Here is a 24,148-nt window from a genome sequence, read left to right on the forward strand (position 1 = left end):
TCACTTAGTTTGTTATCGCTTGGTAATCATAGTTTTACATTTAATTAACAACAAGACGTGTGTTGTTGGCATGTGACTTGAGTAATGAAGTGACAACATCGCTGAGTTGAACACTCGGTTGTTTAAAACAAAAAACTGAACGAGAACAAAAGGAAGAGTTATGATCTATGCACAGCCAGGTAGTGAAAATGCCGTCGTGAATTTTAAATCACATTACGACAACTACATCGGTGGCGAATGGGTGAAACCGAGGGGTGGGGAGTACTTCGATAATACGTCACCAATCAATGGTCAAGCGTATTGTAAGGTTGCTCGTTCTAGCGAGGCAGACATCAACCTTGCATTGGATGCAGCGCACAATGTAAGAGCAAAATGGGGCAAAACCAGCGTTACTGAGCGTGCCAACATTCTACTGAAAATAGCAGACCGCATTGAACAAAACCTTGAAGAACTTGCGGTAGCAGAGACATGGGAAAATGGTAAACCTGTGCGCGAAACACTGGCGGCGGATCTTCCTTTAGTGGTCGACCATTTCCGTTACTTCGCAGGCTGTATCCGTGCTCAAGAAGGCAGTGCGGCTGAGCTTGATGAACACACTGCAAGCTACCATTTCCCTGAGCCAATTGGTGTTGTAGGACAGATCATTCCCTGGAATTTCCCAATGTTGATGGCGGCGTGGAAGCTTGCTCCTGCGTTGGCTTCTGGCTGTTGTGTGGTGCTCAAACCTGCCGAACAAACGCCAACTTCGATTCTCGTTCTGATGGAAAAGATTGGTGATCTCTTGCCAGCAGGCGTGGTGAACGTGGTCAACGGTTTTGGCTCAGAAGCAGGGCAAGCACTAGCAACCAGTAACCGAATTGCAAAGCTGGCATTCACGGGCTCAACCGAAGTAGGTAACCATATCTTAAAATGCGCAGCAGAGAATCTCATTCCATCAACCGTTGAGCTTGGTGGTAAGTCTCCAAATATCTACTTCCCAGATGTGTTTGATCATGAAGATGAATACCTAGATAAGTGTATTGAAGGCACGCTGCTTGCGTTCTTTAACCAAGGAGAGGTGTGTACCTGTCCATCACGTGTCTTGGTACATGAATCTGTGTACGACAAGTTTATTGCCAAGGTTGCGGAGCGCGCGAAGACCATTAAACAAGGTAACCCATTAGATACTGACACTCAGGTGGGGGCACAGGCATCGCAAGAACAATTCGATAAGATCCTGAGCTACCTAGAAATCGGACGCCAAGAAGGGGCCAAAGTCGTGTTTGGTGGTGATGTGGCGAAACAGGAAAACGACTTGGAGCAAGGCTACTACATTCAACCGACTTTGTTACAAGGTCACAATAAGATGCGCGTATTCCAAGAAGAGATCTTTGGTCCGGTCATTGCTGTGACTACTTTTAAAGACGAAGCAGAGGCGCTAGCGATTGCCAATGACACGGAATATGGTTTGGGTGCTGGTGTGTGGACGCGCGACCAAAACCTTGCTTACCGCATGGGGCGTAATATCGAAGCAGGGCGCATTTGGATTAACTGCTATCACGCATATCCTGCACATGCTGCGTTCGGAGGCTACAAAAAATCAGGCATTGGTCGAGAAACCCATAAGATGATGCTCGATCACTACCAGAACACGAAGAACCTATTAATCAGCTACGACGTCAATCCGCTAGGCTTTTTCTAAAGCGAAGGTATCGCAGTAAAATGTAATATACCCAAGTAACCTCGAGATGCTAGGTTCAGCGAGAATGACTTGGTTTGTAGACGCGGCGGCGATTTAAAGATCTAGTTATTACACTGCGTCGTTTTCCTTACTCTCGAATCAATGACAACGCTCTGAATCCTGCATCTTGAAGTCACTTGGGCATACCTATATAAGAAGAGCCCCCTAAGTCATTCAACTTAGGGGGCTCTTAATTAAAGTGAACTTCACGTTTCTAACTTGGATTAGGCTTTTACTGCATCAAAATCATCTGATTGAGAAGACGGTTTGAAGAACAGTTTTGTCTCTTCCAACACCACGTGGCGCAGAGCAATTAAACCAATTAGGTTAGGGATTGCCATTAGACCGTTTACGATATCAGCCAGTAGCCAAATCATATCTAGGTGAAGGAAAGCACCTGAAGCCACCAAACCAACAAAAATCAGTTTGTACGGAAGTACTGCTTTTGTACCGAATAGGAATACAACACAGCGCTCACCGTAGTAGTTCCAGCCAAGAATGGTGGTAAATGCGAAGAACATAAGACCGATAGATACCAGCATTGGACCTAATGTCTCTGCGTTAAGACCAACCGCAAATGCGTGTGTTGTCATCGCTGCACCTGCAAGGTCACTTTGCCATGCACCCGTAAGGATCAAAGCAAGACCAGTCATCGTACAAATGATGATGGTATCGAAGAAGGTACCCGTCATAGAAATCAGACCTTGTTTAACACAAGAATCCGTTTTCGCAGCCGCCGCAGCCATAGGCGCACTACCCAAACCAGATTCGTTTGAGAATACGCCACGAGCGATACCAGATTGGATTGCCAGCATAATACTTGCACCCAAGAAACCACCAGTTGCCGCTGTCGAAGTAAATGCAGACACCAATACAAGCTCAACTGCATTTAGCAATTGGTCTGCATTCATGATGATCACACTCAAACACGCTAGCACATAAAACAGCGCCATTGCTGGCACGACTTTACCTGCAACGCTAGCGATCGACTTAATACCGCCCAAGGTTACGAATGCCACTAATAGCGTCAGGATGAAGGCAGACAGCTCGCGGTTTACACCAAGAGAAATCTCACTTGCATCAAGAATTGCATTCACTTGAGGGAAGGTACCGATACCAAAACAGGCTACGCCCAGTGCAAATACCGCGAACATGATAGCTAGCGCTTTCGAGCCAACACCATATTGCAGGTAGTACATAGGACCACCAATCATTTGGCCTTTGTCGTCAACACGACGGTATTTCACAGCAAGAAGACACTCAGCGTATTTGGTTGCCATTCCAAATAGGGCAGCTAGCCACATCCAGAATAGGGCACCAGGACCACCAAGTTTGATTGCTGTTGCAACACCAACAATGTTACCTGTACCAATAGTTGCAGACAGCGCAGTACATAGCGCTGCAAAGCTAGAAACGTCACCCTGTTTATCAGATGACTTATCTTTACTGAATACCATCGCTAACGCAGTTGGTAGGTGTTTAAATTGGATCAAGCCTAGGCTAAAAGTGAAGTAAACACCGGTTCCCACAAGCAAAAGCAGCAGTGGTGGGCCCCAGACAAAGTTATCAATGGTTTGAAGTAAAGATTGTAGGTCGTTCATGATTTCCCCTTAATAAAACAACTAATAAGGAGAAGAGGGAAAGGACGAGATCAAGGATCTCTAATAGCCATGCTATTCAAAACAAAATAAGGCGGGAACGCCAAATAGTTAGGTTGTTACTTTCCACTCCTCTGTCCTTTTGCCTGAGAGTTTCACCCCGCACACATGTGCGGGACTTGCTCCTTCGGCGACCGATTTAACGGTTCTCTCCAGAGGTTCCTCCAACTACAGTCCCCGCTACCAAGGTAGCACCTGAAATAGTTAATTCTTCGGCGAGTTACCCTAACTAAATGTTAAAATTTAGTTAATAACCACTCTCCTGCAGTCTTCATCGGAACATTTACTCAATTAAATGAGTAAAGGTTAGTTAATGATGCTGGTCACCATTAACGTGTGAACTCTATCATGTTTTGTTACCATTTCAACACCAAATGACGATTTATTTTCAACATATTATGCGGACTTTGTGGTCTTAATTTCATAGGTTTGTCGATTAATTAAACAAATGAGTCAATCTTTTGTTCATTGTTTACTTGTATGGATGGTCGAAATCTAATTCGATTGAACGATGGGCGAGTAGAGCTGTGTCGATAAGTTATTCAGTTTAGAATAGAAAATTGATCAAAACGGGAGCAATCGCTTCAAAATCTACGCTAAGTTGACCGTAAGCGACGTAGAAATAGGTTACAATGTTTCTTTGCGAAACTGTCTATGGAATCAGATAAGTTCACATTATTGGACAAGGAGGCGGTATGACTAGATTGTTAGCCATTGCGGTATTGATTGGATTAGCGTTTGTGCTATTTCGTTATCGTACCAATGAAAAAGTCCAAAAAGCGACGGTCATTACGCTGATCAGCGCATTTTTAATTTATACCGCGTCAATCATGATTGCGGAACTCACTCGCTAGCAAACCGGTAGAGTCCTTGGAGTAAGATACGGTGACTTCTCAGAATAATATTGAAGATCAAGACGAAGTAGTTGTCATTGAGGAGCGCGATAAGCGTACCCACATTTATATTGCCGTTGCGGCAGTACTGGGTTTGGCATTTGGTGGTTTGGCTGGGTCGGCAATGACAGCAAGTAAGTGGGAGTCCACTTACCAAGTGTTGGAAGAAAAGTACCAAGCACTAGCACAAGACAAGACGGATTTGGTTTCTCAAGTGAAAACACGCGAAGCGAGCTTGGATAAAGAAATCGATGCAAAAGTCGCGACGTTATTGGCAGAAAAAGAAGAAGCTCATAAAGCGGAACTAAAAGCGCTTCAAGCGCAGTTAACTGAAGTAGAAAAAGTGAATATTTCACTTGAGTCACAAGTGAAAGAACAGAAAGCGACGCTAAGTACCACTAAGAGTGAAAACGATAAGCTTAATCGCCAAGCCGATATGCAAGCGACCATCTTTGAGCGTTCACGTGAAGTGTTCCGTAAGGAGCTGCAAATCTCGCAAGAGTTGGAGTCTCTAGAGAAGGAGCGTGAATCGCTATTGCCTAAGATCGAAACGTTGAAAAAAGAGTGTGACGTTTTCCTAGAGGGCAAGTCTTGGGACGTGAAATCAGACGCGTGTGACCGACACGATAAAGCAAATTCTCGTTTAAGCCAAGTTGACCAACTTATTGAAGTTCACAAGATGGACCTAAAACAGATCAAAGACATTACGGCAGAGATGGGACTGTAGAGCAAGCGCTTTTCACTCCCCAGCTTGGTGATTCAGAAATACAAAAGGAGCTCTCAATGAGCTCCTTTTTTGTGTCTATCCGTCAGAACGGATTAACTCTAATTCGATGTCGATTAGATGCGAGAAGCGTCATAACCTGAAGCTAATAGCAATTCACGTTCATGTTTAATCAATTGTGCTCGGTCTTCAATCAGTTCATTCAACGCTTGAGACGGTTTACCAGCCAGTGATTTAAAGGCATCGAAAGACTCTGCGCTGTCGATTTGGTCAATCATACCACTGATAACATTACGTGCTTCGCAAGGGTTATCGTCAGTGGTGAAGTATTCAACTTGCTTTGCTGCAGACTTCATTTCGGTGAGCAGTTCTAGTGGACTACTTTCTTTTGCTACTGCCATGTAATTATCAAGTACACGTTTCGCATACAACAATTCTTTTAGTGGGATATCTCGGCCACTTACAATCAGCGATTCATTAAGGATCATACTTGAGCTCATGGGCATTCCTTTTTATCAATAATTCAAACTTCTTGGGCATTGATTTGAGTCTAATTTATTGCTGACTGAATGGGAATGCCTAAAATGCACATTTTTAACCGATCTTTCTGATTATTTACGTCTTTTTAGTGAGTAAATACGCAAACGGCGTATCTGGTAGAATCTTCAGATGATAAGGATGTCAAGTACTCGGAGTATCGACCGTTCGAACTCTGCATCAAATACGGGCTTTATTCGTCCTCAATATCAATTGATGAAGAAGCGGCCCGGTGTCACCCCAAAGCTTTGTTTGAATAGATGATTAAAAGCACTTACGCTCGTAAAGCCGCACTCAAATGCAACGGTAGTGACAGGGTGAGATTGCGCCAACAAAGTCAGAGAGTGGAATAATCTTGCTTGTTGACGATACTCGATGAAAGACATGCCAACTTCATTACGAAACAAGCGGCTCAAAGTACGGCTGCTGACGTTAATTTCTTCTGCCCATTGCTTTAGTGAACGATTGTCCGCAGGGGTCTCCAACAGTGAGTTACATACTTGTCCGAGTTTGGCGTTGTTGGGAAGAGGGATTTGAATGGACGCTTGTGGCGCGACTTTCAACTGATCCAACAAAACCTGAACAATACGCCAATACGGTTCCGTGGTTGCTTGATCGGCAGGTTGCTCAGAAAGATGAATGATCATCTCACGCAGCATTGGTGACACATTGAGAACATCACTCTGATTTGGCAGCTCAATATCGATGCTTGGCAACAAGTAAACGTTTTTCATCGCCGCATCCCCATACATGTACACCTTGTGTTTCTCATACGCTGGGATCCACACAGCCCTTTGAGGCGGAACGACCCATAACTTCAATTCTGTCTCGACCGCCATCACTCCACTGCTGGCGTACACCAATTGGTTATGTTGGTGGCAATGCCAGTCAATGACGTGCCCGTTGGGGTAGTGCTTGGGAATGACCACCGCCTCTAAGCGATTGATACTGGCGTCCAAACTGATGGCTTTGACGTTTTGGCTCATTTGAGCAATAACCTGTCTCGATGGAATCTATACGCCAAATGCTAGCCAGATAAACTGAGCTTGTCATTAATTAGCTTTCCGTTATTTTGTTTGGAGTCGAGATGAACCGCTCAATTCACGCGGGTGTCCTTAATGTGGGGCACTCACTTAATCATTATTTCTTGCTCATTTTTCCTTCTGTCGTACTAACGCTGCATAAAGAATGGAACATGAGTTACGCCACACTACTTCAAGTAGGAAGTGCAGCCATGTTGGTTTATGGCGTGATGTCGCTACCGGCTGGTTGGCTAGCGGATCGTTGGAGCAGAAAAGGCATGATGATCGTTTTCTACTTTGGGATGGGCATCTCTGCGTTACTTACCGCTCTTGCGCAAACGCCATGGCAAATGGGGTTGGGGCTTTGCGCCATTGCCTTGTTTGCCGCGATTTATCATCCTGTTGGCATTGCACTTATCTTCAGCTCTGCAAACAAAACAGGCAGGGCTATCGCGGTAAATGGGCTGGCAGGCAACTTGGGTTTGGCATTCGCGGCAATGGGGACCGCTTTGTTATGCCGTTGGTTCTCTTGGCAAGCCGCATTTTATATTCCAGGTATCGTATGTTTGTTAACTGGCGTTATGTACTGGTTTGCATCGAAAGACGTTACCGGTATCGAACATGTGAAAAATATACGTGACGACGTAACGATACCTTTGCGACAACTCAAAGTGCTGTTCGCTTGTGTGGCGGTGATTGTCTTCTTCGGTGGTTTGGTCTTTCAATCTACTACGACCTCGTTACCAAAAATCATGGACGCACAGTTTAGCCAATCATTGAGCCTTTCAAGCACGTTGACCACCTCTATTTTTGTCTGTGCTGCGTTTATTCAGCTTGTTGTGGGTGAGTTGATAGATCGTGTTGATATCAAGAAGCTGCTCGCCTGCATTACTGGTGGGCAGCTGTTATTCCTGCTATTGGCGACGGTTACTCATGAATGGTCTTTGGTTCTGGTGTTTGTTGGTTTGATGTTGTGTACGTACGCGCAAATACCGGTGAACGATTGGCTTATTGGCCGTTATTCCGATGCGAAATGGCGCTCTAGGATCTACGCCGTTAAGTACACATTAAGCTTTAGTACTGGACCTATCGCGTATTGGCTTATTGCTTCTACCTATGCTCATACACAAGAGTTTGTATTGATGTATTTCATCCTTGCCGGTGGGATGGGGATCGCACTGTTGAGTGCTACGTTAATGCCTTCGTCAAGCAAAAGAAAACCGGCTAGCACCACACTAGTGAAACAGTGAAACAAAAAGGAGCGCGTCGGGCGCTCCTTATCACGCTCCGTGCTTACACAAAGAGTAAGACCGAAAACACAGTTTGAAAGAATGAACTCACTCTAGATTGGTTGGTTCTTACTGGTTCTGGTTTTGGTGTATTTCGATGGCGCTCGGCACTTAATGTATAGTAAGAGTAGTAAATGGTATTCATATTGACCTCCTGTATGACTTTAGAGATAGTATGAAAGTCTAATTGGGAACAAATAACGAACACATGAATATGGATAGTTCATCTTTTAAATCTACCTCGCATTTGAGCCGCTTACGTCAATTGAGTCGGCACTATCAAACTCAGGAGAGAAAGCCAGTCACCATCGCATCACTAGCAGAACAACTGCAATGTAGCGATCGAAATGTCAGTAAATTAATGGTGGCAATGGAATCATATGGTTGGGTGACTTGGGCTCCGGGTAAGGGGCGGGGAAACGTGTCCACGCTCACACTACTTGTGACGTTTGAAGAGGCGTTAAAGCAAGCATTAGAAGAGTGGGTGAAAGCGGGAAAAATCAACCAAGCACATCAACTTGCAGAGCAGTTTGATGGCGAATTGGTGTTTCAAGAAAACTTGCCTCTGTGGTTGGGTGATGCGCAAACCGAACTGAACAAGCAAAATACCCTGGTTTATATCGCACCTTATCAATTACCAGAGTGGCGACCACATCAAGCTCACTCTGTGCGTTCGGTGATGCTAATAGATAGCATTTACAATACATTGCTGCGTTTTGACCCTCACTCTCAAAGCATCTTGCCCGAACTTGCGCACGCATTTGAAAATAAGGGTGATCACGTTCGAATTCGCTTGCGTAGTGATGTGACTTTCCACAATGGCAAGCGATTGAGCGGCACTGATATTAAAGCGAACTTTGAGCGAAGATTAAACGAGGCTCATCCGTTTTCGGTCCTGTTTCGCCACCTTGATTCTATCAATGTCGAAGGGCAATGGGTGACGTTTTATCTACGTCAAAATGACCCTGTATTCCTCAATTTATTGTGTGACAAACACACGGCAATTATGGATTGTGAACAGCCACATAAGCCTATTGGAACAGGTCCCTATTATGCGGAACGATTGGAGAGTCACCATTGGACACTCAAAAGAAATCCTCGGTATTTTGGCATTGGAGGGTTGATTGATATGGCTGAATTTTGGTCATTGTCACCCTGTAGCAAAGTGGGTCATGCGCACATTCAGCAAATGCAGCGCGCGATTCATCTTGATAATGTCGGAGATGATCACAGTAAGCAAAATGGTTGTTCTGTCCTTCATTTTTTCTACCACAAAAACCAATTGAGCAAGCAAGAGCGTGCTTGGATTGTTCATCACTTTAGAAAGCATGCTGATCAGCGCGTAGAGTTAGCAAATAGTCTGATGAACGAGCACCAAGACAAAGGTTTTCACTTGTTTGAAAGCCAAATGACAAAGCCAAAGCGTCCAGTGGTGATCGAAATTCGTGAGAACTTGAAGCCAGAGCTTGATCCACTCATTGAGATACTTTCCGAGCTTGGTGTTGAGTGGACGATTCAAAGTCCAGACGACGAGAAACGTGCGATCGCTGATGTCGGTTATGGTTGTTACGTATTTGGCGATGACCGAGCTTATCAGTATTACGAGTGGATGCTTGCCAGTGACGCGTTTACTCGATGTTTGAGCGAGAAAGAGAAAAACAGTTTAGTGCAGTTCGTTGATGGACTGATGCGTGAAAGTGAAGACAGTCATGGATTGCTAGAGAAGCTATTCCGAGCGGAGGATTGGTTGATACAGAACTACCATTATGCGCCGCTTTGGAGAGAGCACATTGTCTACTCTCAATCTGAAGAACTGCATGGAGCAGAAACTGACCGAATGGGTGTGATGTCTTTGAAAAACATGTGGCTTGAATAGGGACTGCAGACACCAAGAATACAACAATGTGAGAAAACAAAAAGGAGCGCATTGGGCGCTCCTTTTATTCATTTATAGCTCAATGAATGTTTGGTATGATTACTGAACCGCTTTGGATGCATACCAGTTGTTTTGGTACGCCTTAGAGGCAAATAGTGCATTGGCTTTCGCGCGTTCAATAACGGCTGGATCAACGTCCATCGGCTCCATGGTTTGTTTATCAAAATCGTATTGCATTGTTGATACTTTCTCACCCGGAGAGAATACAACAAGGTTATCTCGGGTTAGGTAACCAAAGTTCTTGTCATATTGCATCATTGCACGTTCATCTTCACGAGCCAAAGGCTTAGTCAGGTCACGACCGATCATCGGTGTTTTTGCATCGATACCAATCAAAGACAGCAGTGTTGGTGGCATGTCGATGTTGTTTGCAATGCGGTCATCTTTGCGCGGTTTGATGTCTTTACCAATGATTAAAGCAGGAATGTGGAAGTGCTTCACTGGCACCAAGTTCGCACCGAATACACGAGCATCATGGTCAGCAATGACGATGAAGATAGTATCGTCCCAGTAAGAAGATTTTTTCGCTTTATCAAAGAACGTACCAATCGCATAGTCTGAGTATTTAACGGCATTGTTGCGCGTCATATGCTCAGCATCGTAAGGTTCAATCTTACCTTCTGGGTATTCGTATGGGCTGTGGTTACTCGAACTGAAGACCAAGCTAAAGAAAGGCTTGTCAGTTTTTGATAAGCGCTCAAACTCTTGGTCCGCTTTAGTGTAAAGATCTTCATCACTTACACCCCAAGAGCCAACAAACTCAGGGTTCTCATAGTCTTTTTCTTCCACAATCTGGTCGAAGCCGTTACCGAAGAAGAAGGTTTTCATGTTATCGAAGTTTGCTTCACCACCATAAATAAACTCAGTGTGGTAACCGCGGTTTTTCAGTAAGTCAGCAATAGTAAAGAAACCTGTTTGGCTTTTGCTTAGTTTTACAACTGCGCGCGATGGTGACGGTGGGAAACCTGTTGTCACCGCTTCGATACCACGAACAGAACGCGTACCCGTTGCGTACATCTGAGTGAACTGCCAGCCTTCATTCATCAACTTGTCGAAGTTAGGCGTAAGAGGAAGACCACCCAGAGAACCAACGAATTGAGCGCCCAAACTTTCTTGAAGCAAGATAACCAAGTTCTTTGGCTTTCCTTGATATGTTGCTTGGTTGCTGTTCATGGTTGGAAGTAAAGATGGATCAAAATCAGACTTAGCAGAAGAGGCGCGAACGATGTCGAGCATCTTCTGATCATCCATTTTTCCGTAAAACTGCTCTGCGCTCTTTTCTGACTTCATGTTGTTGACAGCAAACAACAGTGAATAGGAAGAGTTGAGTGCTAGATCGTTCATTAGAGGATCATTCGAAAATGCCACCATTGCAGGGTTAAGAGGGCGGTGACCCAAAGATGAACGAGCGCCAGCGACACCAATCAGAACCACTAAAATTGCAAGAACAGGACGCCATTTCCAGTTTACTTGCTGAGCGTTATCCGTCAGTTTCTTACTCCATTTCCAACCTAAGAAAAGCGTAATAACCGTACCAAGCGTGCCGATGAACAGTTCTAACTTGTAGCCAGTCCAAAGCATGCTGAATACTTCTTTCGGATAAATGAGGTATTCCACGAACAAACGGTTCGGACGAAGATCGTATTCTTGTATAAATGGAGCGGTAGCAAGCTCCATGTATACCAAGATCCATAGACCAGCGACCATCCAACAACGGAGTAACCATTTCCAGCACTCACCAATCTTACCGGTCACCGGTAACAGCGCAGATAGTAAGCCTGGCAGGATAAACAACCAACAAATCGTTGCAAAATCGACGCGTAAACCCTGACCAAGAATGTAAATAAGGTCGTTAAAAGATTCGATCCGGTCAGAGAGCCAAAAGGCTAATAAAATCCGCGAAGTGGACAAAAAGACAAGCGAAAATAGCGCAAATACAGCAACAGGCTGTAAAGGCCCAAAGGTGGGCTTTTTCATAAATATTCCCTAATTTACTGATGTGTTTGGTTTTTATGATGCGTCTTGTATCAAAGAAAACGTGAAACAAACGTGAAATATAAGGCTTATCTATAAATTTAATTGTAATGATTGGTACGGCTTTGTAAGGAGGCGTAATGCGATACTCAACTATACGAGTAGTGATTTTTTGAAACTCAACATTTGGAAGTAAAAATCAGCAGAGAAGAGAATAATTTGCGTTAGTTATTATTTAACGTTAATCACAAAAGGAGATGCATTAAGCTTCTTTCATTCGTGTTTTAATGCATCTTTGTTAATATCACTGATTTATAAAATATAAATATAACGAGTGAGTTAGAAATATCTTTCGAGCTTATGACTGAAATGCAATGTGACGCAGTCGGATCAACGTACGTTTTGGCTTTGAATTAAAATATGGATTTAAAAATGCAAGAAACCAGCAGTATGCCTTGCGAAGAAGTGTTAGATAAATCGTCTTCTGATGACGCGCCTATTCAAAAAATGAAAGTGGCGTATCCAAGAAAACCAATTTTTGATTGGTTTTTAGCTTTCAGTACTCTCGGCTTTTACACAAACTTTTGGCTCTATCGCCGTATTAAAGAAATAGACCAACTATCCGCTAGAAACTTCAAACCGTTTTTATGGTTTTTTGTTCCTTGGCTGGCGATTTTCCAATACTTCGCATTTCGCAGCTTGGATCGCACGCTTTGTGAACTCGAAGAGGATAATAAGAACCTCAATGTTCGTACCGTTTATTATTTAGGTGCATTAGGGTTCTTGTTATCAACGATTTACTTCTCCCTAACTTCGCAGTGGGCAACACCCTTATGGCTAGATTTCGTTGCATATTTACTTACTGCTACTTCATTTACTGCTTTTTCTTATCGAGTAAACAATTTCAAACGTCAGCGAAGCGATATTGAGTTTACAGGCAAAAAAGGTGGTTACCATCCTTTGGAATGGTTGGTCGTAATCATTATGACACCGGGTGTGCTGTTGATGTATGGCGTGATGTACAACAATTCCGTAATGAAAGACAGTTTAGAAGCGTACCCAGATCAATCTACTTACATTGAACAGGGACAGGATTTTCAGCTCACTTTCCATGGTGCTAATTGGCATCGTTTAGAGATTGGTACGTACAGTGATGGCTCAGCGTTAGCAGAGTTTGCGAGTGAAGAGTTTGGTTCTTACCTAATCGTGTTTAATAACCGAGAGCTCCAAGATATTAACGAGCACATGCATGAGCGTCGTCAATGGATTGATGAGGAGATTGGTGCGTCTCGTTGTGTAGAGTCACGCAGCTTTGTCGGTAACGATTTTGCGCTCAAGGTAGAGTTAGTCTGCACCAAGGAAAGTGGCTCAATGTTAGCTTCGGGTTACGTGACTTTGCTTCACTCTGGTGATAATAGCTATGAGCTAATGGGAATCCTAGATCAACCCGCTAAAACTTACTCTCAGAGAAAACCAGAGTTTGCAGCGATGGCAAAGGAGTTCACATTACAATGAATTTAACTCAGTTATTTAGCCTAGTCGCTATTGCTGGATCGTTAGGTGTGCATGCTAACGAGTATCCCCAAATCGACTGGAAGTTATCACAAGACGGTCTACGGGACGCGTTAGCTCTCATCCCCAAAGATAAATCACATTCTGCAATGGCTCAGCTTTTACGTGAAACTAAGTTTAATGTTCGAGCCGACGTTGTTAGAAAAGAGCAAACATTAGTCAACTACTTTCCAAGGTTTGTCGACGTTGAATCGCATGGGACGATGGGGCTGTACTTTGACCCTAATTATGAAAAAGTGATAATCAAAGCGGCTGCATCAGTTTCACCAAACGGAGTGATAAAGCAGATTGACCCATCTCAAATTCAGGTGCTAGGTACAGGCGTTTATAACACCTTTTCCAGTCAAAAAGAGATCGCTTTAGCAATCCCAGGCTTGGAAGAAGGTAGTATTGCTGTCTTGAAGTATGAAATCATTACTCAACGTTCAATGATGGAACATGATTGGGCTGAAGAGCTACGTACACAACGTAGCTACCCAATGGATAGTTTCCGACTCGACGTCGTGTGGGATGAGGCTTCGCCAGTTTATTGGGCAAATGACAGCGAAGATGTGAATTGTAAACAGACCAATTCAACTCTCTCATGTTTGGGGCACAATATCGCTGCTTTTGATGGTGATTATCAGGTTAAGTGGCGTGATGCTATTAGTCGCATTGCTTTGGGGTCTATGAGAACATGGCAAGATGTCGCGGATCGCGCGTCGACCACCATGAACACAGCGTTTGGAGATCAATCGGGCTTAGAGCCGCTGTTTCAAACATTGACTCATGGCGCAATCGACACTGATGAGAAAATCAAACGCATTTTGAGCTTTGTGTCTCGTGATATTCGTTACGTTTCGCGTTCAAAGTTCGGTCATGCGATGACACCGCATGACCTTGCCGAGACGATTGAAAACCGCTTGGGTGACTGTAAAGATAAATCTGTTTTGCTACTCGGATTATTGAATAAACTGGGCTTGGACGCTGAGTTAGTTTTGGTCGCAACAAAGCAAATCAAAACAGAAGGGGTATTGCTGCCAACAATGACGGCATTTAACCATGTAGTTGTTTGTTTTGAGTATGGTGAACAACGTTATTGTGTAGACCCAACTGATACACAAACCAATTGGCAGTACACACCTGAGTGGATTCAAAGCAAAGTGTCTCTTCCATTGACGCAAGACGCTCAACTTGGACAAATGCAACAAAGCCGTTACCGATGGAAAATGAATACTGACACCGTGATTTTATTTGATGATTTGGGTGGACAAAAAGAAGTTCAAGAAAGGGTTTACGTCGGTGAATATGCAGGGTTGGTGCGCGCCAATTTGTATGAACTGGGTGAAGCTGAACGTATCGAAAAATTAACGGATGAATATTCCGAAGTGGTAACAAGCATCGGTAACCCCGAATTTCAGGTCAAAAATCTCGACACTATGTCGACTCGAACCGTTGTCCGGTCTGAATCGGTCATCGAGCCGTTTCTAGGCGTTGAAGAAGAGCTTCAATATGAAGAGCATGATGCATGGATCAAGAAGGAATTGGTTGACCTGAAAATGTACAATGAGAAGTACCCTGCACTTTTCCATGGAGTGAGAGTTGTGTCTGATGTGTATTACGATACTAACAATTTATGGGAAATTACGGATATTCCTCCAACTCTTGAATTGACCCATTCTTTGGGCTCGCTAACACGCAGCGCAGAACTGATTTCGCCGACTGAATTGTCCGTAAGAACAATACTTGAAGTGAGGTCTACAATGGTCGAAGTGTCTGAGAGAGAGCGCTTCAATAAGATGCTTAATACATTTGCAGAGCAGTCTCTAATTAAGTTCTATGGCAAAGTGTTAAAGCAGCCCTAACTAAAAATGAACAAAGGAGCTCAAGTGAGCTCCTTTGTTCATCAGTTCAATACAAGTTCTTTAGCATCAAGTTCATTCGTAGTTTGATTGTACTTCTTAATCACTAGCGCCAAGCGAATCAGCATTGCAATTGCCGCGGTAGTTAATCCTGTCACGATACCAATCCAGAAGCCTTCTTCGCCCATGGCAGGAACGATTTCATCGGTGATACCCAGCAACATACCCAATGGAAGTGCCAAGCCCCAGTAAGCAAGAATTGCCAGAATCATTGGGATCTTAGTATCTTTGTAGCCACGCAGAGCGCCGTTTGCAGAGGTCTGCAGTGCATCGCTGAATTGGTACATCGCAGTAAACATCAGCAGCGTAGCCGCTGTTGCTGAAACCACAGGATCTGTGGTGTACAAACGAATGACCCACTCTGGGAACAGCAAGAAGAAGCCGACTGAAATCAACGACAGTAGCGCGGCAGTAATAATGCCTACCAAACTGCGGTGAGAGGCCGTTTCAAGCTTTTGTTCACCCAATGCATGACCAACGCGAATCGTGATACCAAATGAAAGACTCATTGGGATCATGTACGTCATGCTAGAAATATTCAGTGCTATTTGCGCCGCTGCAACGTTCTCCGCACCGATACGACCAATCAACAGGGCAATCACCGCGAAGATACTGCCACAAACCGCAATGTTTAAGCCAATCGGCATCCCGAGTTTGAACAGCTGTTTGATCTCTTGCCATACTGGTTTTAATTCTGCGAAGTGAAGAATGTTTTTATAGTGGTGATGGCTCTTGATGTAGCTAAACAGCAGGACCGACATCAGCCAGTAAACCAAGCTAGTAGCCCAGCCACAACCAACCGCACCCAGAGCCGGCATGCCGAATTTGCCGTAAATCAGAATGTAGTTAACAGGGATGTTTACCAACAAACCAATCACAGAAATCAACATCGGTGCGCGAGTGTTGTTCATCCCTTCGCAGAAGCCATTCAAAGTGTAGAAAAGCGCAATGCCTGGAACACCAAACGCCAACGCGACAACGTAATCACTCGCGATAGGGATGATCTCAGGTGCAACACCTAAGCCAACGAGAATGGTTTCCCCAAGTAGTAAGTAAACAATCAGAATCGCACTGACAAACGCAGACAACCAAAGCATCTGAATAAACGCGATACGCACGTTATTTAAACTTTGTGCGCCGCGGTGGTAAGCCACAACAGGTGTTAATGCCATGATGATGCCGCGAAGCAATAGCGAAACGGGTAGCCATAAACTGGTGCCAAGTGCGATCGCAGCAAGGTCGGCAGCACTCACTTGTCCTGCCATTGTGGTATCGATAAAGCCCATCGACTGAGTGGCAAGTTGCATCAGAATGATAGGGATCGATAGGTGTAACAAAGCGCCCGATTCTTTAAAAAAGCGAGAAAAAGAGGAAGGTTTGTTTTGCATGGAAGTAATTAAACACCAATATCAATGCACCAGTGGAAGCAGGATAGCGTTGTGCATTGTAGGGTGTGCCGCGTAGGCACGCGCAATATACGGATTTTTGTTCTTGCGTTCAATATGTAATTTAGATCACAAGAAAACGATTGCGAGAGCTTTTAAAGTAAACATCTATCGCGTGAATGCATTGTGTTTTTTACCGCTGATTTTTAGATAGTACAAGCAATTTTAGACATGCTCGTTTCAATAATCATCAGTCATTATTCCGCTTTTCGACGGTTGCACAGCTTTTTATCTGACGTCTCAATTTATTTATTGTCTGATTATTTTCTTGGTGATATTTATCGCCTTAGTTTAGGCAATGTATGGAATAAAGAATGGAAGCCGAGCAATTAGAAGTACTCAATTTCATTAGCCAATACCCACCTTTTGATGATTTACCGGAAGAGCACCTAAGAAACATCGCAATGAATGCCGAAGTCGCCTATTACCGCGCAGGGACGGACATTCTCAAGAAAGGCGATGACATTCGTGATTTATACATGATCCGCAGTGGTGTGGTGGAAATCTTCCGCCGTAAAGGGGAGTTGTACAACCGTATCGATGCTGGTGGCTTGTTTGGACAAATGGGGTTGTTGATGAACAACCGTGTCCGTATGCCAGCCAAAGCGATTGAAGACACCTTGGTTTACTGCATTCCAGAGAAGATCTTTACGGAGCTATGTGACGAGTTTGAGAACTTCGCCGATTTCATGGAGTTGGAAGACAGCGCGAGGCTGCGTACCGCTGTATCAAACCACTCAGATGGGAATGACTTTACGACTGCGAAAGCGCGCAAGATCTTAAGTCGTGAGCCAGTGACGCTAGAAGCCAGTGCAACGGTTCGTGAAGCGGCGATCTTAATGGCAGAAGAGGGCGTCACTGCGCTTTTGATTGTCCGCGCGCAAGAAGACATTACTGAAGACGACGATGACCAACTGCTTGGTATCTTGACCGAGAAAGATCTGTGCGTTCGCGTTTTAGCTGAAGGTCGAGACAGCAATATTCCTGTAAGTGAAGTGATGAGCTACGACGTTGTGTCGCTCGATTACAGTGCTTACGTGTTTGAAGCTATGCTGACAATGCTGCGTTACAACGTCCATCATCTGCCAATCCTAAAAGATAAAAAGCCGATTGGCGTAATCAGCATGACGGATATCGTCCGTTATGAGTCGCAAAACAGCTTGTTGCTTGTGAGTTCTATCTTCCAGCAAAACTCGGTAGAAGATCTCAAAGCGGTATCTAAACAAGTGAAAGACTGCTTTGTCCGAATGGTGAGCGAAGACGCAAATGCGCACATGGTTGGACGAGCGATGTCGGTTATTGGCAGCAGTTTTAAGCAAAGATTGGCAGAGCTAGCAGAGCAAGAAATAGGTCCTGCGCCCATCCCGTATTGTTTGTTGGCGATGGGCTCCATGGCGCGTGATGAACAGCTTATCGTCACAGACCAAGACAACGCGCTGATTCTAGACAACAGCTACGACCCAACATTGCATGGTGAGTATTTTGCTCAGTTCGCGAAATTCGTTTGTGATGGATTAGCCGAGTGCGGTTACACCTACTGTACTGGCGACATTATGGCAACTAACCCACAATGGCGTAAAACGCGCTCAGAATGGGAAGAGTGCTTTGCGAACTGGATTGATAATCCAACGCCAGAACGCCTTCTGCATAGCAGTATTTTCTTCGATTTACTTGGTGTACATGGACGCGTGAAATGGGCTGAGCAATTGAGCGGGTTCATTGTCCGTCGAGCTAAGAAGAACAATCGTTTCTTGGCTTGTATGGCTTATAACGCAATCCGTCGTACGCCACCATTAGGCTTCTTCAAAGACTTTGTGATGGAGAAAGACGGACGTCATCGAAATTCCATCAACTTGAAGCGTCGTGGTACCGCACCAATGGCGGATCTGATTCGGGTGCACGCTTTGGCGATTGGCTCTCGTTCGCAAAACTCGTTTGAGCGTTTGGATGACATCAACAATGCGGGCATCTTACCGAAAGGTCGCGGCATGGATTTAAAAGACGCTATGGAGTTGATCTACATGGTGCGAATCCGACATCAAGCGCTGGATATTGAAAATGGGGAAGAGCCCGATAACAACATCGAGCCAGAAGAAATGTCGGAGTTTGAGCGTCGCAACTTAAAAGCTGCATTCCAAATCCTAAGCAACGCACAGAACTACATTAAGTTCCGTTACCAGAGAAGTGGCAAATGATGTGGTTTTCTAAACAGAAGCAAGATAGTCGAGATTTGCTTGATACCAGCCAGACCCCCGATTGGGCGGTTTTCTTCGAGCAACTTTCCGAACAAGCGAAAGATACTCGATTAAAACGTTATTACTCTACGCCTATTGTGAATGGTGATACGCCACTAAAAGAGGTACCGTTTGTCTCCGTCGATTTTGAGACTACTGGCTTAAACGCAGAGGAAGACGCCATTCTCACCATAGGCTTGGTACCATTTACCCTAGGCCGTGTACAGTGCAGTGGCTCTCGTCATTGGGTTGTGAATCCAAATCGAGAACTGAATGAAGAGTCGGTGGTGATTCACGGCATTACCGATTCTGAAGTGAAGAATGCACCTCAACTTGAACAAATTCTTGATGCCATTCTTGATGCGTTGGCAGGTAAGATTGTGGTCGTGCACTACAAAAACATTGAGCGACAATTCTTCAATAATGCCTTGTTAAACAGTATAGGAGAGGGGATTCAATTTCCAGTCGTTGACACCTTGGATATCGAATACGCAATTCAGCGTCGACAATGTGAAGGTTGGTTAAATAAACTCAAAGGTAAAAAGCCTGGGTCTGTGCGACTCGGACATGCGCGTGAGCGTTACCATTTACCTGCTTATCAGCCTCATCATGCCCTTACGGATGCACTTGCAACCGCCGAGTTGTTGCAGGCACAACTGCAGTATCACTTTGACGGTGACATGCCATTGTCCGTGGTTTGGCAATAGTGGTTCGGTGAATTGACAACAAAAATAATTAGTCGTCCTGATTACAAAATGCAATGCGATATCATAGCGGTTGAGGGTAAAATTATAAAGTAGAGCAACCCTTCTAAAAGCGACACAACGATCGCACATAAGCTTTACAGCAAGTGACACAAGAAAGTCATCACTCAGCTTCCTACACAAGCTTAATTTGAATTTAATGTAGCCACGTTTTTAAGGAGATAAATCGTGAGCACCGACAATAATGGCGGTATACAGCGCCCCGACGGTAAGGTGAACCCGATCGATACTGATTACCAGATTGGTCAGGATAACGTCGCGTTAAAAGTAGGCCCTTTCGGACTTGATATTCACAACCGTGTGTTTGCTATTTCAGGCATGTCGATCATCCTGTTCGTAGTGTTAACACTGACTTTCCGACAACAAGTAGAACCGTTTTTTGCTGGTTTGCGTGGTTGGCTTGTATCTAACCTTGATTGGTTCTTCCTATCTGCGGGCAACGTGTTTGTCGTCGTGTGTTTGATTCTGATCGTAACGCCACTTGGTCGCGTTCGTATCGGTGGTACAGAAGCAACACCAGATTACACTTACGCAGGCTGGTTAGCGATGCTATTCGCGGCTGGTATGGGTATCGGTCTGGTATTCTTCGGCGTATCTGAGCCTATGTCTCACTTCAGTGCTGCACTTGGCGGCGTGAACGTTGAGAATGGTATTCGTACTGACTGGGCTCCATTAGGCGCAGCAGAGGGGGATACCGCGGCGGCATCTGCACTAGGCATGGCAGCGACGATTTACCACTGGGCACTTCACCCTTGGTCAATCTACGCACTGTTGGCTCTTGGTTTAGCGATCTTCTCGTTCAACAAGGGCTTGCCTCTAACGATGCGTTCTATTTTCTATCCTCTTTTCGGCGAGCGAGTTTGGGGTTGGGTTGGTCACGTTATTGATATCCTAGCCGTTGTTGCAACTGTGTTTGGTCTTGCGACTTCTCTTGGCTACGGTGCATCACAAGCAGCAACAGGTCTAAACTTCTTGTTCGGCATCCCGATGACAGAGACAACGCAAGTCGTACTTATCGTGATCATTACGGCGTTAGCGTTAATCTCGGTAGTTGCGGGTTTAGATAGTGGTGTAAAACGTCTGTCTGAAATCAACATGGGTTTAGCAGCACTATTGCTATTGTTCGTGATCATCGTGGGTCCAACGCTCGCAATCATGACGGGCTTCTTTGAGAACATCATGTCATACCTTGCGAATGTTCCAACACTATCGATGCCATTCGGTCGTGAAGACGTGAATTACTCTCAAGGCTGGACGGCGTTCTACTGGGCATGGTGGATTTCATGGTCACCATTCGTAGGTATGTTTATCGCGCGTGTTTCTCGTGGTCGTTCCGTTCGTGAGTTTATCGTGTGTGTAATCCTGATCCCATCAACCGTGTGTGTATTATGGATGACGGCATTCGGTGGTACGGCGATCAGCCAATACGTGAACGATGGTTACCAAGCGGTATTTGATGCAGAGCTTCCACTTAAACTGTTCGCGATGCTAGATGTGATGCCTCTGTCTCAAATAACCTCTATCGTGGGTATTATTCTGGTTGTGGTGTTCTTCATCACATCAGCGGACTCTGGTTCTCTTGTGATCGATACGATTGCAGCGGGTGGTAAAGTGGACGCACCAACACCTCAACGTGTGTTCTGGTGTACATTCGAAGGTTTAGTTGCAATCGCGCTAATGCTTGGCGGTGGTCTAGCGGCTGCACAAGCAATGGCGGTAACAACTGGTTTACCATTCACAATCGTATTGTTGGTTGCAACGGTATCTCTAGTGAAAGGTTTAATGGATGAACCTCGCCCAACATCAAAATCAATGAAGAAAGCGAAAGCGTAGTTTGAGCTTCCTTCATAACAACTAAAAAAACGGCACGTCTCAACGTGCCGTTTTCTTTTCTGAATTCTTCATATCTAGCCGGAAATTGGCTACGACTTTCTTCCTGTTCAAAGCTTTTTTTACGCCACAATATCGATAAGGTGCAGCGCATCTGTCTAAAAATATGCTTAACCCTATAAATACATTAGAGCTCAAACTATTTTTAAAGTCATCTGCACTTTGCCTTCGTGCGATCTAGATCAAATAAACGGGTATTTAGAGCTGGTCAGTTTGATTTTTATGCACAATCAGTGTGCATAATAAAAAGGAAATTTAATTAGTGTACGAAGGATATGTATCTACATATGATTACCTCAGCACCTTGGGTGATGTATCCAGAAATTGGAGAAGACCCAAGCAAAAAATGGATTTTTCGTGAACCTGTCGTGTCTGATGGCGACGACATTTATGGTTTAATCGCAGATTGTCCGCCGCTCGATATGAACTCTTCATATTGTAACTTCCTCCAATCTAGCCATTTCAGCAAAACCTGTGTTCTCGTTGAGCACAAAGGTGAGATCGCTGGTTTCATCTCTGGTTATCAGAAACCGGATGAGCTCAATGTATTGTTCATTTGGCAAGTCGCCGTCGCACCGCGATTTAGAGGCAATGGATTGGCTTTCAAAATGCTCAAAAACATTCTTGACCGAGAAGGTCTCGAAAATGTTACTGCCATTGAAACCACGATCACCAAGGCAAATGATGCATCTTGGGCATTATTCAAAAAGCTTGATGCGCAAAATGGCAATGACGGTGAAGTGACCACCTTCTTGGATGAAGATAAACACTTTAAAGGCAAGCACGATACTGAATATTTGTATCGTATCCCCCTCAAATAAACCCACTAATAGGAATCAAATAACGGTCTTATCATGGATATTTTTAAAAAGCAGGAATCCAACGTACGTTCATACTCAAACAGTTTTCCGGTTGTTTTTCGTAGTGCGAAAGGTTGCTGGTTAGAAACAGAGCAAGGTGAACGTTACCTCGACTTTCTTGCTGGAGCGGGATCTCTCAATTACGGTCATAACAATCCAGTACTTAAGCAAGCGTTGCTTGAATACATTGAAATGGATGGCATTACACACGGCTTGGACATGCATTCAGAAGCAAAAGCCGCCTTTCTTGAAGCGTTAAACCAATACATTCTTCAACCAAGAGCGCTGGACTACAAAGTTCAATTTACAGGTCCAACGGGAACTAACGCTGTTGAAGCTGCCATTAAACTCGCCAAAAAAGTAACGAGTCGTAGCAGCATTGTGGCCTTTACGAATGGTTTTCATGGCTGTACGGCAGGTGCGCTTGCAGCGACGGGTAATCAACACCACCGTCAAGGAGCGGGATCAAGTTTAAACAACGTCACGCGAATTCCATTTGAAGGCTATGCGGGTATTGATGGTCTGAAATTATTTGAAACCATGCTGACTGACAATTCGGCAGGCATGGACAAGCCAGCGGCCGTTATACTGGAAACCGTGCAAGGCGAGGGCGGTTTGAATGTTGCCTCCAACGAGTGGCTGCAACGACTTAGTAAGCTGTGCGAAGCTCACGATATTTTACTGATTGTTGATGACATCCAAGCTGGGTGTGGTCGCACAGGTACTTTCTTTAGCTTTGAGCCATCAGGTATCAAGCCGGACATGGTGACGCTTTCAAAATCTATTGGTGGTTATGGTCTGCCAATGGCGATTGTTTTGCTCAAACCTGAACTAGATAAATGGAAACCAGGCGAGCACAACGGAACGTTTCGCGGTAACAATCATGCTTTCATTACGGCAACCAAAGCGCTAGAAACCTATTGGTCGACGAGTAACTTTGAAGCTCATATCAAATCTTGTTCCAGCAAAGTCGAGAGCGTGATCCAACGTTGCGTACAGCGTTATCCTGAGCTGTTCGTGCAGCGTAAAGGTCGCGGCATGATGATTGGTATTGAATGTAAGAGTGGTGACATCGCGGGCAACATTGCAAAAACCTGTTTTGACAATGGTATGGTCATTGAAACCGCAGGCCCAAATGATGAAGTGGTGAAGTTTTTCTGCCCATTGACCATTTCTGAAGCCGAACTTACCCAAGGGCTTAATATCTTCGAGGGCTCGGTTGAAGCCATCGCAAACAAACACTTCAAACAAGCATCATAAATAAGGAACAGATCATGATCGTTAGAACACTCGACGAGTGTCGCAATAGCGAAAGGCGCGTGGTATCGGATAACTGGGAAAGTGTCCGTATGCTCTTGAAAGATGACAACATGGGCTTTTCATTTCACATCACGACCATCTATGAGGGTACGGAAACGCACATTCATTATCAGAACCATTTGGAATCTGTATTTTGTATGAGTGGAGAAGGTGAGATCGAAGTAGTCGGCGGTGAAACGTACCCAATTAAACCGGGTACGCTATATATTCTAGACAAGCATGACGAGCACTATCTACGAGCTTATAAAAACAAAGAAATGACCATGGCTTGTGTGTTCAACCCGCCCATCACAGGCGCAGAAGTTCACGATGAAAACGGCGTTTATCCTCTCGTTGATTAACCCATTAAGGTTTTAAAGGGGCGAGGTTTCGCCCCTTTTTCTTATCCATTCTTTCAAATTACCAACCA

Annotated in this window: 18 protein-coding genes and 1 riboswitch; of the genes, 13 read left to right on the top strand and 5 right to left on the bottom strand. The window is 44.6% G+C overall.

Annotated features, from left to right (window positions below):
- The first annotated feature begins 160 nt into the window (after positions 1-160).
- Complete coding sequence (exaC, locus tag QMY49_RS06315; RefSeq protein ID WP_283313487.1) at positions 161-1,681, top strand: acetaldehyde dehydrogenase ExaC; 1,521 nt, start codon at positions 161-163, stop codon at positions 1,679-1,681.
- A gap of 263 nt (positions 1,682-1,944) precedes the next feature.
- Here the strand turns inward: exaC and QMY49_RS06320 are convergent, their stop codons facing one another.
- Positions 1,945-3,321 carry an alanine/glycine:cation symporter family protein gene (locus QMY49_RS06320; protein ID WP_005446084.1) on the bottom strand — a complete coding sequence of 459 codons (1,377 nt, stop codon included), beginning with the start codon at positions 3,319-3,321 and terminating at the stop codon, positions 1,945-1,947.
- 121 nt (positions 3,322-3,442) lie between these two features.
- Positions 3,443-3,544, bottom strand: a riboswitch (glycine riboswitch).
- Positions 3,545-4,073: 529 nt separating this feature from the next.
- Here QMY49_RS06320 and QMY49_RS06325 point away from each other — a divergent pair.
- Together QMY49_RS06325 and QMY49_RS06330 are read left to right on the top strand one after the other, a co-directional pair.
- On the top strand, positions 4,074-4,232 hold the full coding sequence (locus QMY49_RS06325) for a hypothetical protein (protein WP_005446082.1): 159 nt from the start codon (positions 4,074-4,076) through the stop codon (positions 4,230-4,232).
- Positions 4,233-4,263: 31 nt separating this feature from the next.
- Positions 4,264-4,998 carry a chromosome partitioning protein ParA gene (locus tag QMY49_RS06330; RefSeq protein ID WP_283313492.1) on the top strand — a complete coding sequence of 245 codons (735 nt, stop codon included), beginning with the start codon at positions 4,264-4,266 and terminating at the stop codon, positions 4,996-4,998.
- A gap of 113 nt (positions 4,999-5,111) precedes the next feature.
- Here QMY49_RS06330 and QMY49_RS06335 read toward each other — a convergent pair whose 3' ends face one another.
- Together QMY49_RS06335 and QMY49_RS06340 are read right to left on the bottom strand one after the other, a co-directional pair.
- Positions 5,112-5,495: a hypothetical protein gene (locus QMY49_RS06335; RefSeq protein WP_005446079.1), complete on the bottom strand. Its 384-nt coding sequence runs from the start codon at positions 5,493-5,495 to the stop codon at positions 5,112-5,114.
- A gap of 246 nt (positions 5,496-5,741) precedes the next feature.
- A complete protein-coding gene (locus QMY49_RS06340) occupies positions 5,742-6,518 on the bottom strand; it encodes an AraC family transcriptional regulator (protein WP_053052823.1) in 777 nt (258 codons plus the stop codon).
- A 101-nt stretch (positions 6,519-6,619) separates the two neighbouring features.
- On the opposite strand from QMY49_RS06340, the gene QMY49_RS06345 reads away from it, so the two are divergent.
- Both QMY49_RS06345 and QMY49_RS06350 read left to right on the top strand, forming a co-directional pair.
- A complete protein-coding gene (locus QMY49_RS06345) occupies positions 6,620-7,804 on the top strand; it encodes an MFS transporter (RefSeq protein ID WP_283313496.1) in 1,185 nt (394 codons plus the stop codon).
- Positions 7,805-8,051: 247 nt separating this feature from the next.
- A complete protein-coding gene (locus QMY49_RS06350) occupies positions 8,052-9,719 on the top strand; it encodes an SgrR family transcriptional regulator (RefSeq protein ID WP_080585331.1) in 1,668 nt (555 codons plus the stop codon).
- Positions 9,720-9,818: 99 nt separating this feature from the next.
- Here the strand turns inward: QMY49_RS06350 and QMY49_RS06355 are convergent, their stop codons facing one another.
- Positions 9,819-11,756 (bottom strand): LTA synthase family protein, encoded by a 1,938-nt coding sequence (locus tag QMY49_RS06355; RefSeq protein WP_005446071.1) that lies wholly within the window; start codon positions 11,754-11,756, stop codon positions 9,819-9,821.
- A gap of 417 nt (positions 11,757-12,173) precedes the next feature.
- On the opposite strand from QMY49_RS06355, the gene QMY49_RS06360 reads away from it, so the two are divergent.
- Both QMY49_RS06360 and QMY49_RS06365 read left to right on the top strand, forming a co-directional pair.
- Positions 12,174-13,268: a hypothetical protein gene (locus tag QMY49_RS06360; RefSeq protein ID WP_230689835.1), complete on the top strand. Its 1,095-nt coding sequence runs from the start codon at positions 12,174-12,176 to the stop codon at positions 13,266-13,268.
- Positions 13,265-15,169 (top strand): DUF3857 domain-containing protein, encoded by a 1,905-nt coding sequence (locus QMY49_RS06365; RefSeq protein ID WP_283313500.1) that lies wholly within the window; start codon positions 13,265-13,267, stop codon positions 15,167-15,169. The genes QMY49_RS06360 and QMY49_RS06365 overlap by 4 nt, the downstream gene beginning before the upstream one ends.
- Before the next feature lie 41 nt (positions 15,170-15,210).
- On the opposite strand, the gene QMY49_RS06370 is transcribed toward QMY49_RS06365, so the two are convergent.
- The gene (locus tag QMY49_RS06370) at positions 15,211-16,614 is read right to left on the bottom strand and encodes an MATE family efflux transporter (protein ID WP_283313502.1); all 1,404 of its coding nucleotides are present in this window, start codon (positions 16,612-16,614) and stop codon (positions 15,211-15,213) included.
- 371 nt (positions 16,615-16,985) lie between these two features.
- Between QMY49_RS06370 and QMY49_RS06375 the strand changes: the two genes are divergently transcribed.
- The 6 genes from QMY49_RS06375 to QMY49_RS06400 all read left to right on the top strand — a co-directional run bounded on the left by QMY49_RS06375 (position 16,986) and on the right by QMY49_RS06400 (position 24,080).
- Entirely contained in the window at positions 16,986-18,866 is a 1,881-nt protein-coding gene (locus QMY49_RS06375; protein ID WP_283313504.1) for a DUF294 nucleotidyltransferase-like domain-containing protein, read from the top strand.
- The gene (locus tag QMY49_RS06380) at positions 18,863-19,612 is read left to right on the top strand and encodes a 3'-5' exonuclease (RefSeq protein ID WP_050938211.1); all 750 of its coding nucleotides are present in this window, start codon (positions 18,863-18,865) and stop codon (positions 19,610-19,612) included. The genes QMY49_RS06375 and QMY49_RS06380 overlap by 4 nt, the downstream gene beginning before the upstream one ends.
- 225 nt (positions 19,613-19,837) lie before the next feature.
- A complete protein-coding gene (locus QMY49_RS06385) occupies positions 19,838-21,502 on the top strand; it encodes a BCCT family transporter (RefSeq protein ID WP_283313509.1) in 1,665 nt (554 codons plus the stop codon).
- Positions 21,503-21,846: 344 nt separating this feature from the next.
- A complete protein-coding gene (ectA, locus tag QMY49_RS06390; protein WP_026000336.1) occupies positions 21,847-22,380 on the top strand; it encodes a diaminobutyrate acetyltransferase in 534 nt (177 codons plus the stop codon).
- Between the two features lie 33 nt (positions 22,381-22,413).
- Positions 22,414-23,679, top strand: coding sequence for a diaminobutyrate--2-oxoglutarate transaminase (gene ectB / locus QMY49_RS06395; RefSeq protein WP_283313512.1), 1,266 nt, complete (start codon positions 22,414-22,416; stop codon positions 23,677-23,679).
- A gap of 14 nt (positions 23,680-23,693) precedes the next feature.
- Positions 23,694-24,080, top strand: coding sequence for an ectoine synthase (locus QMY49_RS06400; RefSeq protein ID WP_005446054.1), 387 nt, complete (start codon positions 23,694-23,696; stop codon positions 24,078-24,080).
- Positions 24,081-24,148: the final 68 nt, after the last annotated feature.

The organism is Vibrio harveyi, from assembly GCF_030060435.1.
Taxonomy (GTDB): Bacteria; Pseudomonadota; Gammaproteobacteria; order Enterobacterales; family Vibrionaceae; genus Vibrio; species Vibrio harveyi.

Excerpts from the sequence above, each read along its gene's own strand:
- exaC (WP_283313487.1), top strand. The coding sequence starts at position 161 with ATGATCTATGCACAGCCAGGTAGTGAAAATGCCGTCGTGAATTTTAAA.
- QMY49_RS06320 (WP_005446084.1), bottom strand. The coding sequence starts at position 3,321 with ATGAACGACCTACAATCTTTACTTCAAACCATTGATAACTTTGTCTGG.
- QMY49_RS06325 (WP_005446082.1), top strand. The coding sequence starts at position 4,074 with ATGACTAGATTGTTAGCCATTGCGGTATTGATTGGATTAGCGTTTGTG.
- QMY49_RS06335 (WP_005446079.1), bottom strand. The coding sequence starts at position 5,495 with ATGAGCTCAAGTATGATCCTTAATGAATCGCTGATTGTAAGTGGCCGA.
- QMY49_RS06340 (WP_053052823.1), bottom strand. The coding sequence starts at position 6,518 with ATGAGCCAAAACGTCAAAGCCATCAGTTTGGACGCCAGTATCAATCGC.
- QMY49_RS06345 (WP_283313496.1), top strand. The coding sequence starts at position 6,620 with ATGAACCGCTCAATTCACGCGGGTGTCCTTAATGTGGGGCACTCACTT.
- QMY49_RS06350 (WP_080585331.1), top strand. The coding sequence starts at position 8,052 with ATGAATATGGATAGTTCATCTTTTAAATCTACCTCGCATTTGAGCCGC.
- QMY49_RS06355 (WP_005446071.1), bottom strand. The coding sequence starts at position 11,756 with ATGAAAAAGCCCACCTTTGGGCCTTTACAGCCTGTTGCTGTATTTGCG.
- QMY49_RS06360 (WP_230689835.1), top strand. The coding sequence starts at position 12,174 with ATGGATTTAAAAATGCAAGAAACCAGCAGTATGCCTTGCGAAGAAGTG.
- QMY49_RS06365 (WP_283313500.1), top strand. The coding sequence starts at position 13,265 with ATGAATTTAACTCAGTTATTTAGCCTAGTCGCTATTGCTGGATCGTTA.
- QMY49_RS06370 (WP_283313502.1), bottom strand. The coding sequence starts at position 16,614 with ATGCAAAACAAACCTTCCTCTTTTTCTCGCTTTTTTAAAGAATCGGGC.
- QMY49_RS06375 (WP_283313504.1), top strand. The coding sequence starts at position 16,986 with ATGGAAGCCGAGCAATTAGAAGTACTCAATTTCATTAGCCAATACCCA.
- QMY49_RS06380 (WP_050938211.1), top strand. The coding sequence starts at position 18,863 with ATGATGTGGTTTTCTAAACAGAAGCAAGATAGTCGAGATTTGCTTGAT.
- ectA (WP_026000336.1), top strand. The coding sequence starts at position 21,847 with ATGATTACCTCAGCACCTTGGGTGATGTATCCAGAAATTGGAGAAGAC.
- ectB (WP_283313512.1), top strand. The coding sequence starts at position 22,414 with ATGGATATTTTTAAAAAGCAGGAATCCAACGTACGTTCATACTCAAAC.
- QMY49_RS06400 (WP_005446054.1), top strand. The coding sequence starts at position 23,694 with ATGATCGTTAGAACACTCGACGAGTGTCGCAATAGCGAAAGGCGCGTG.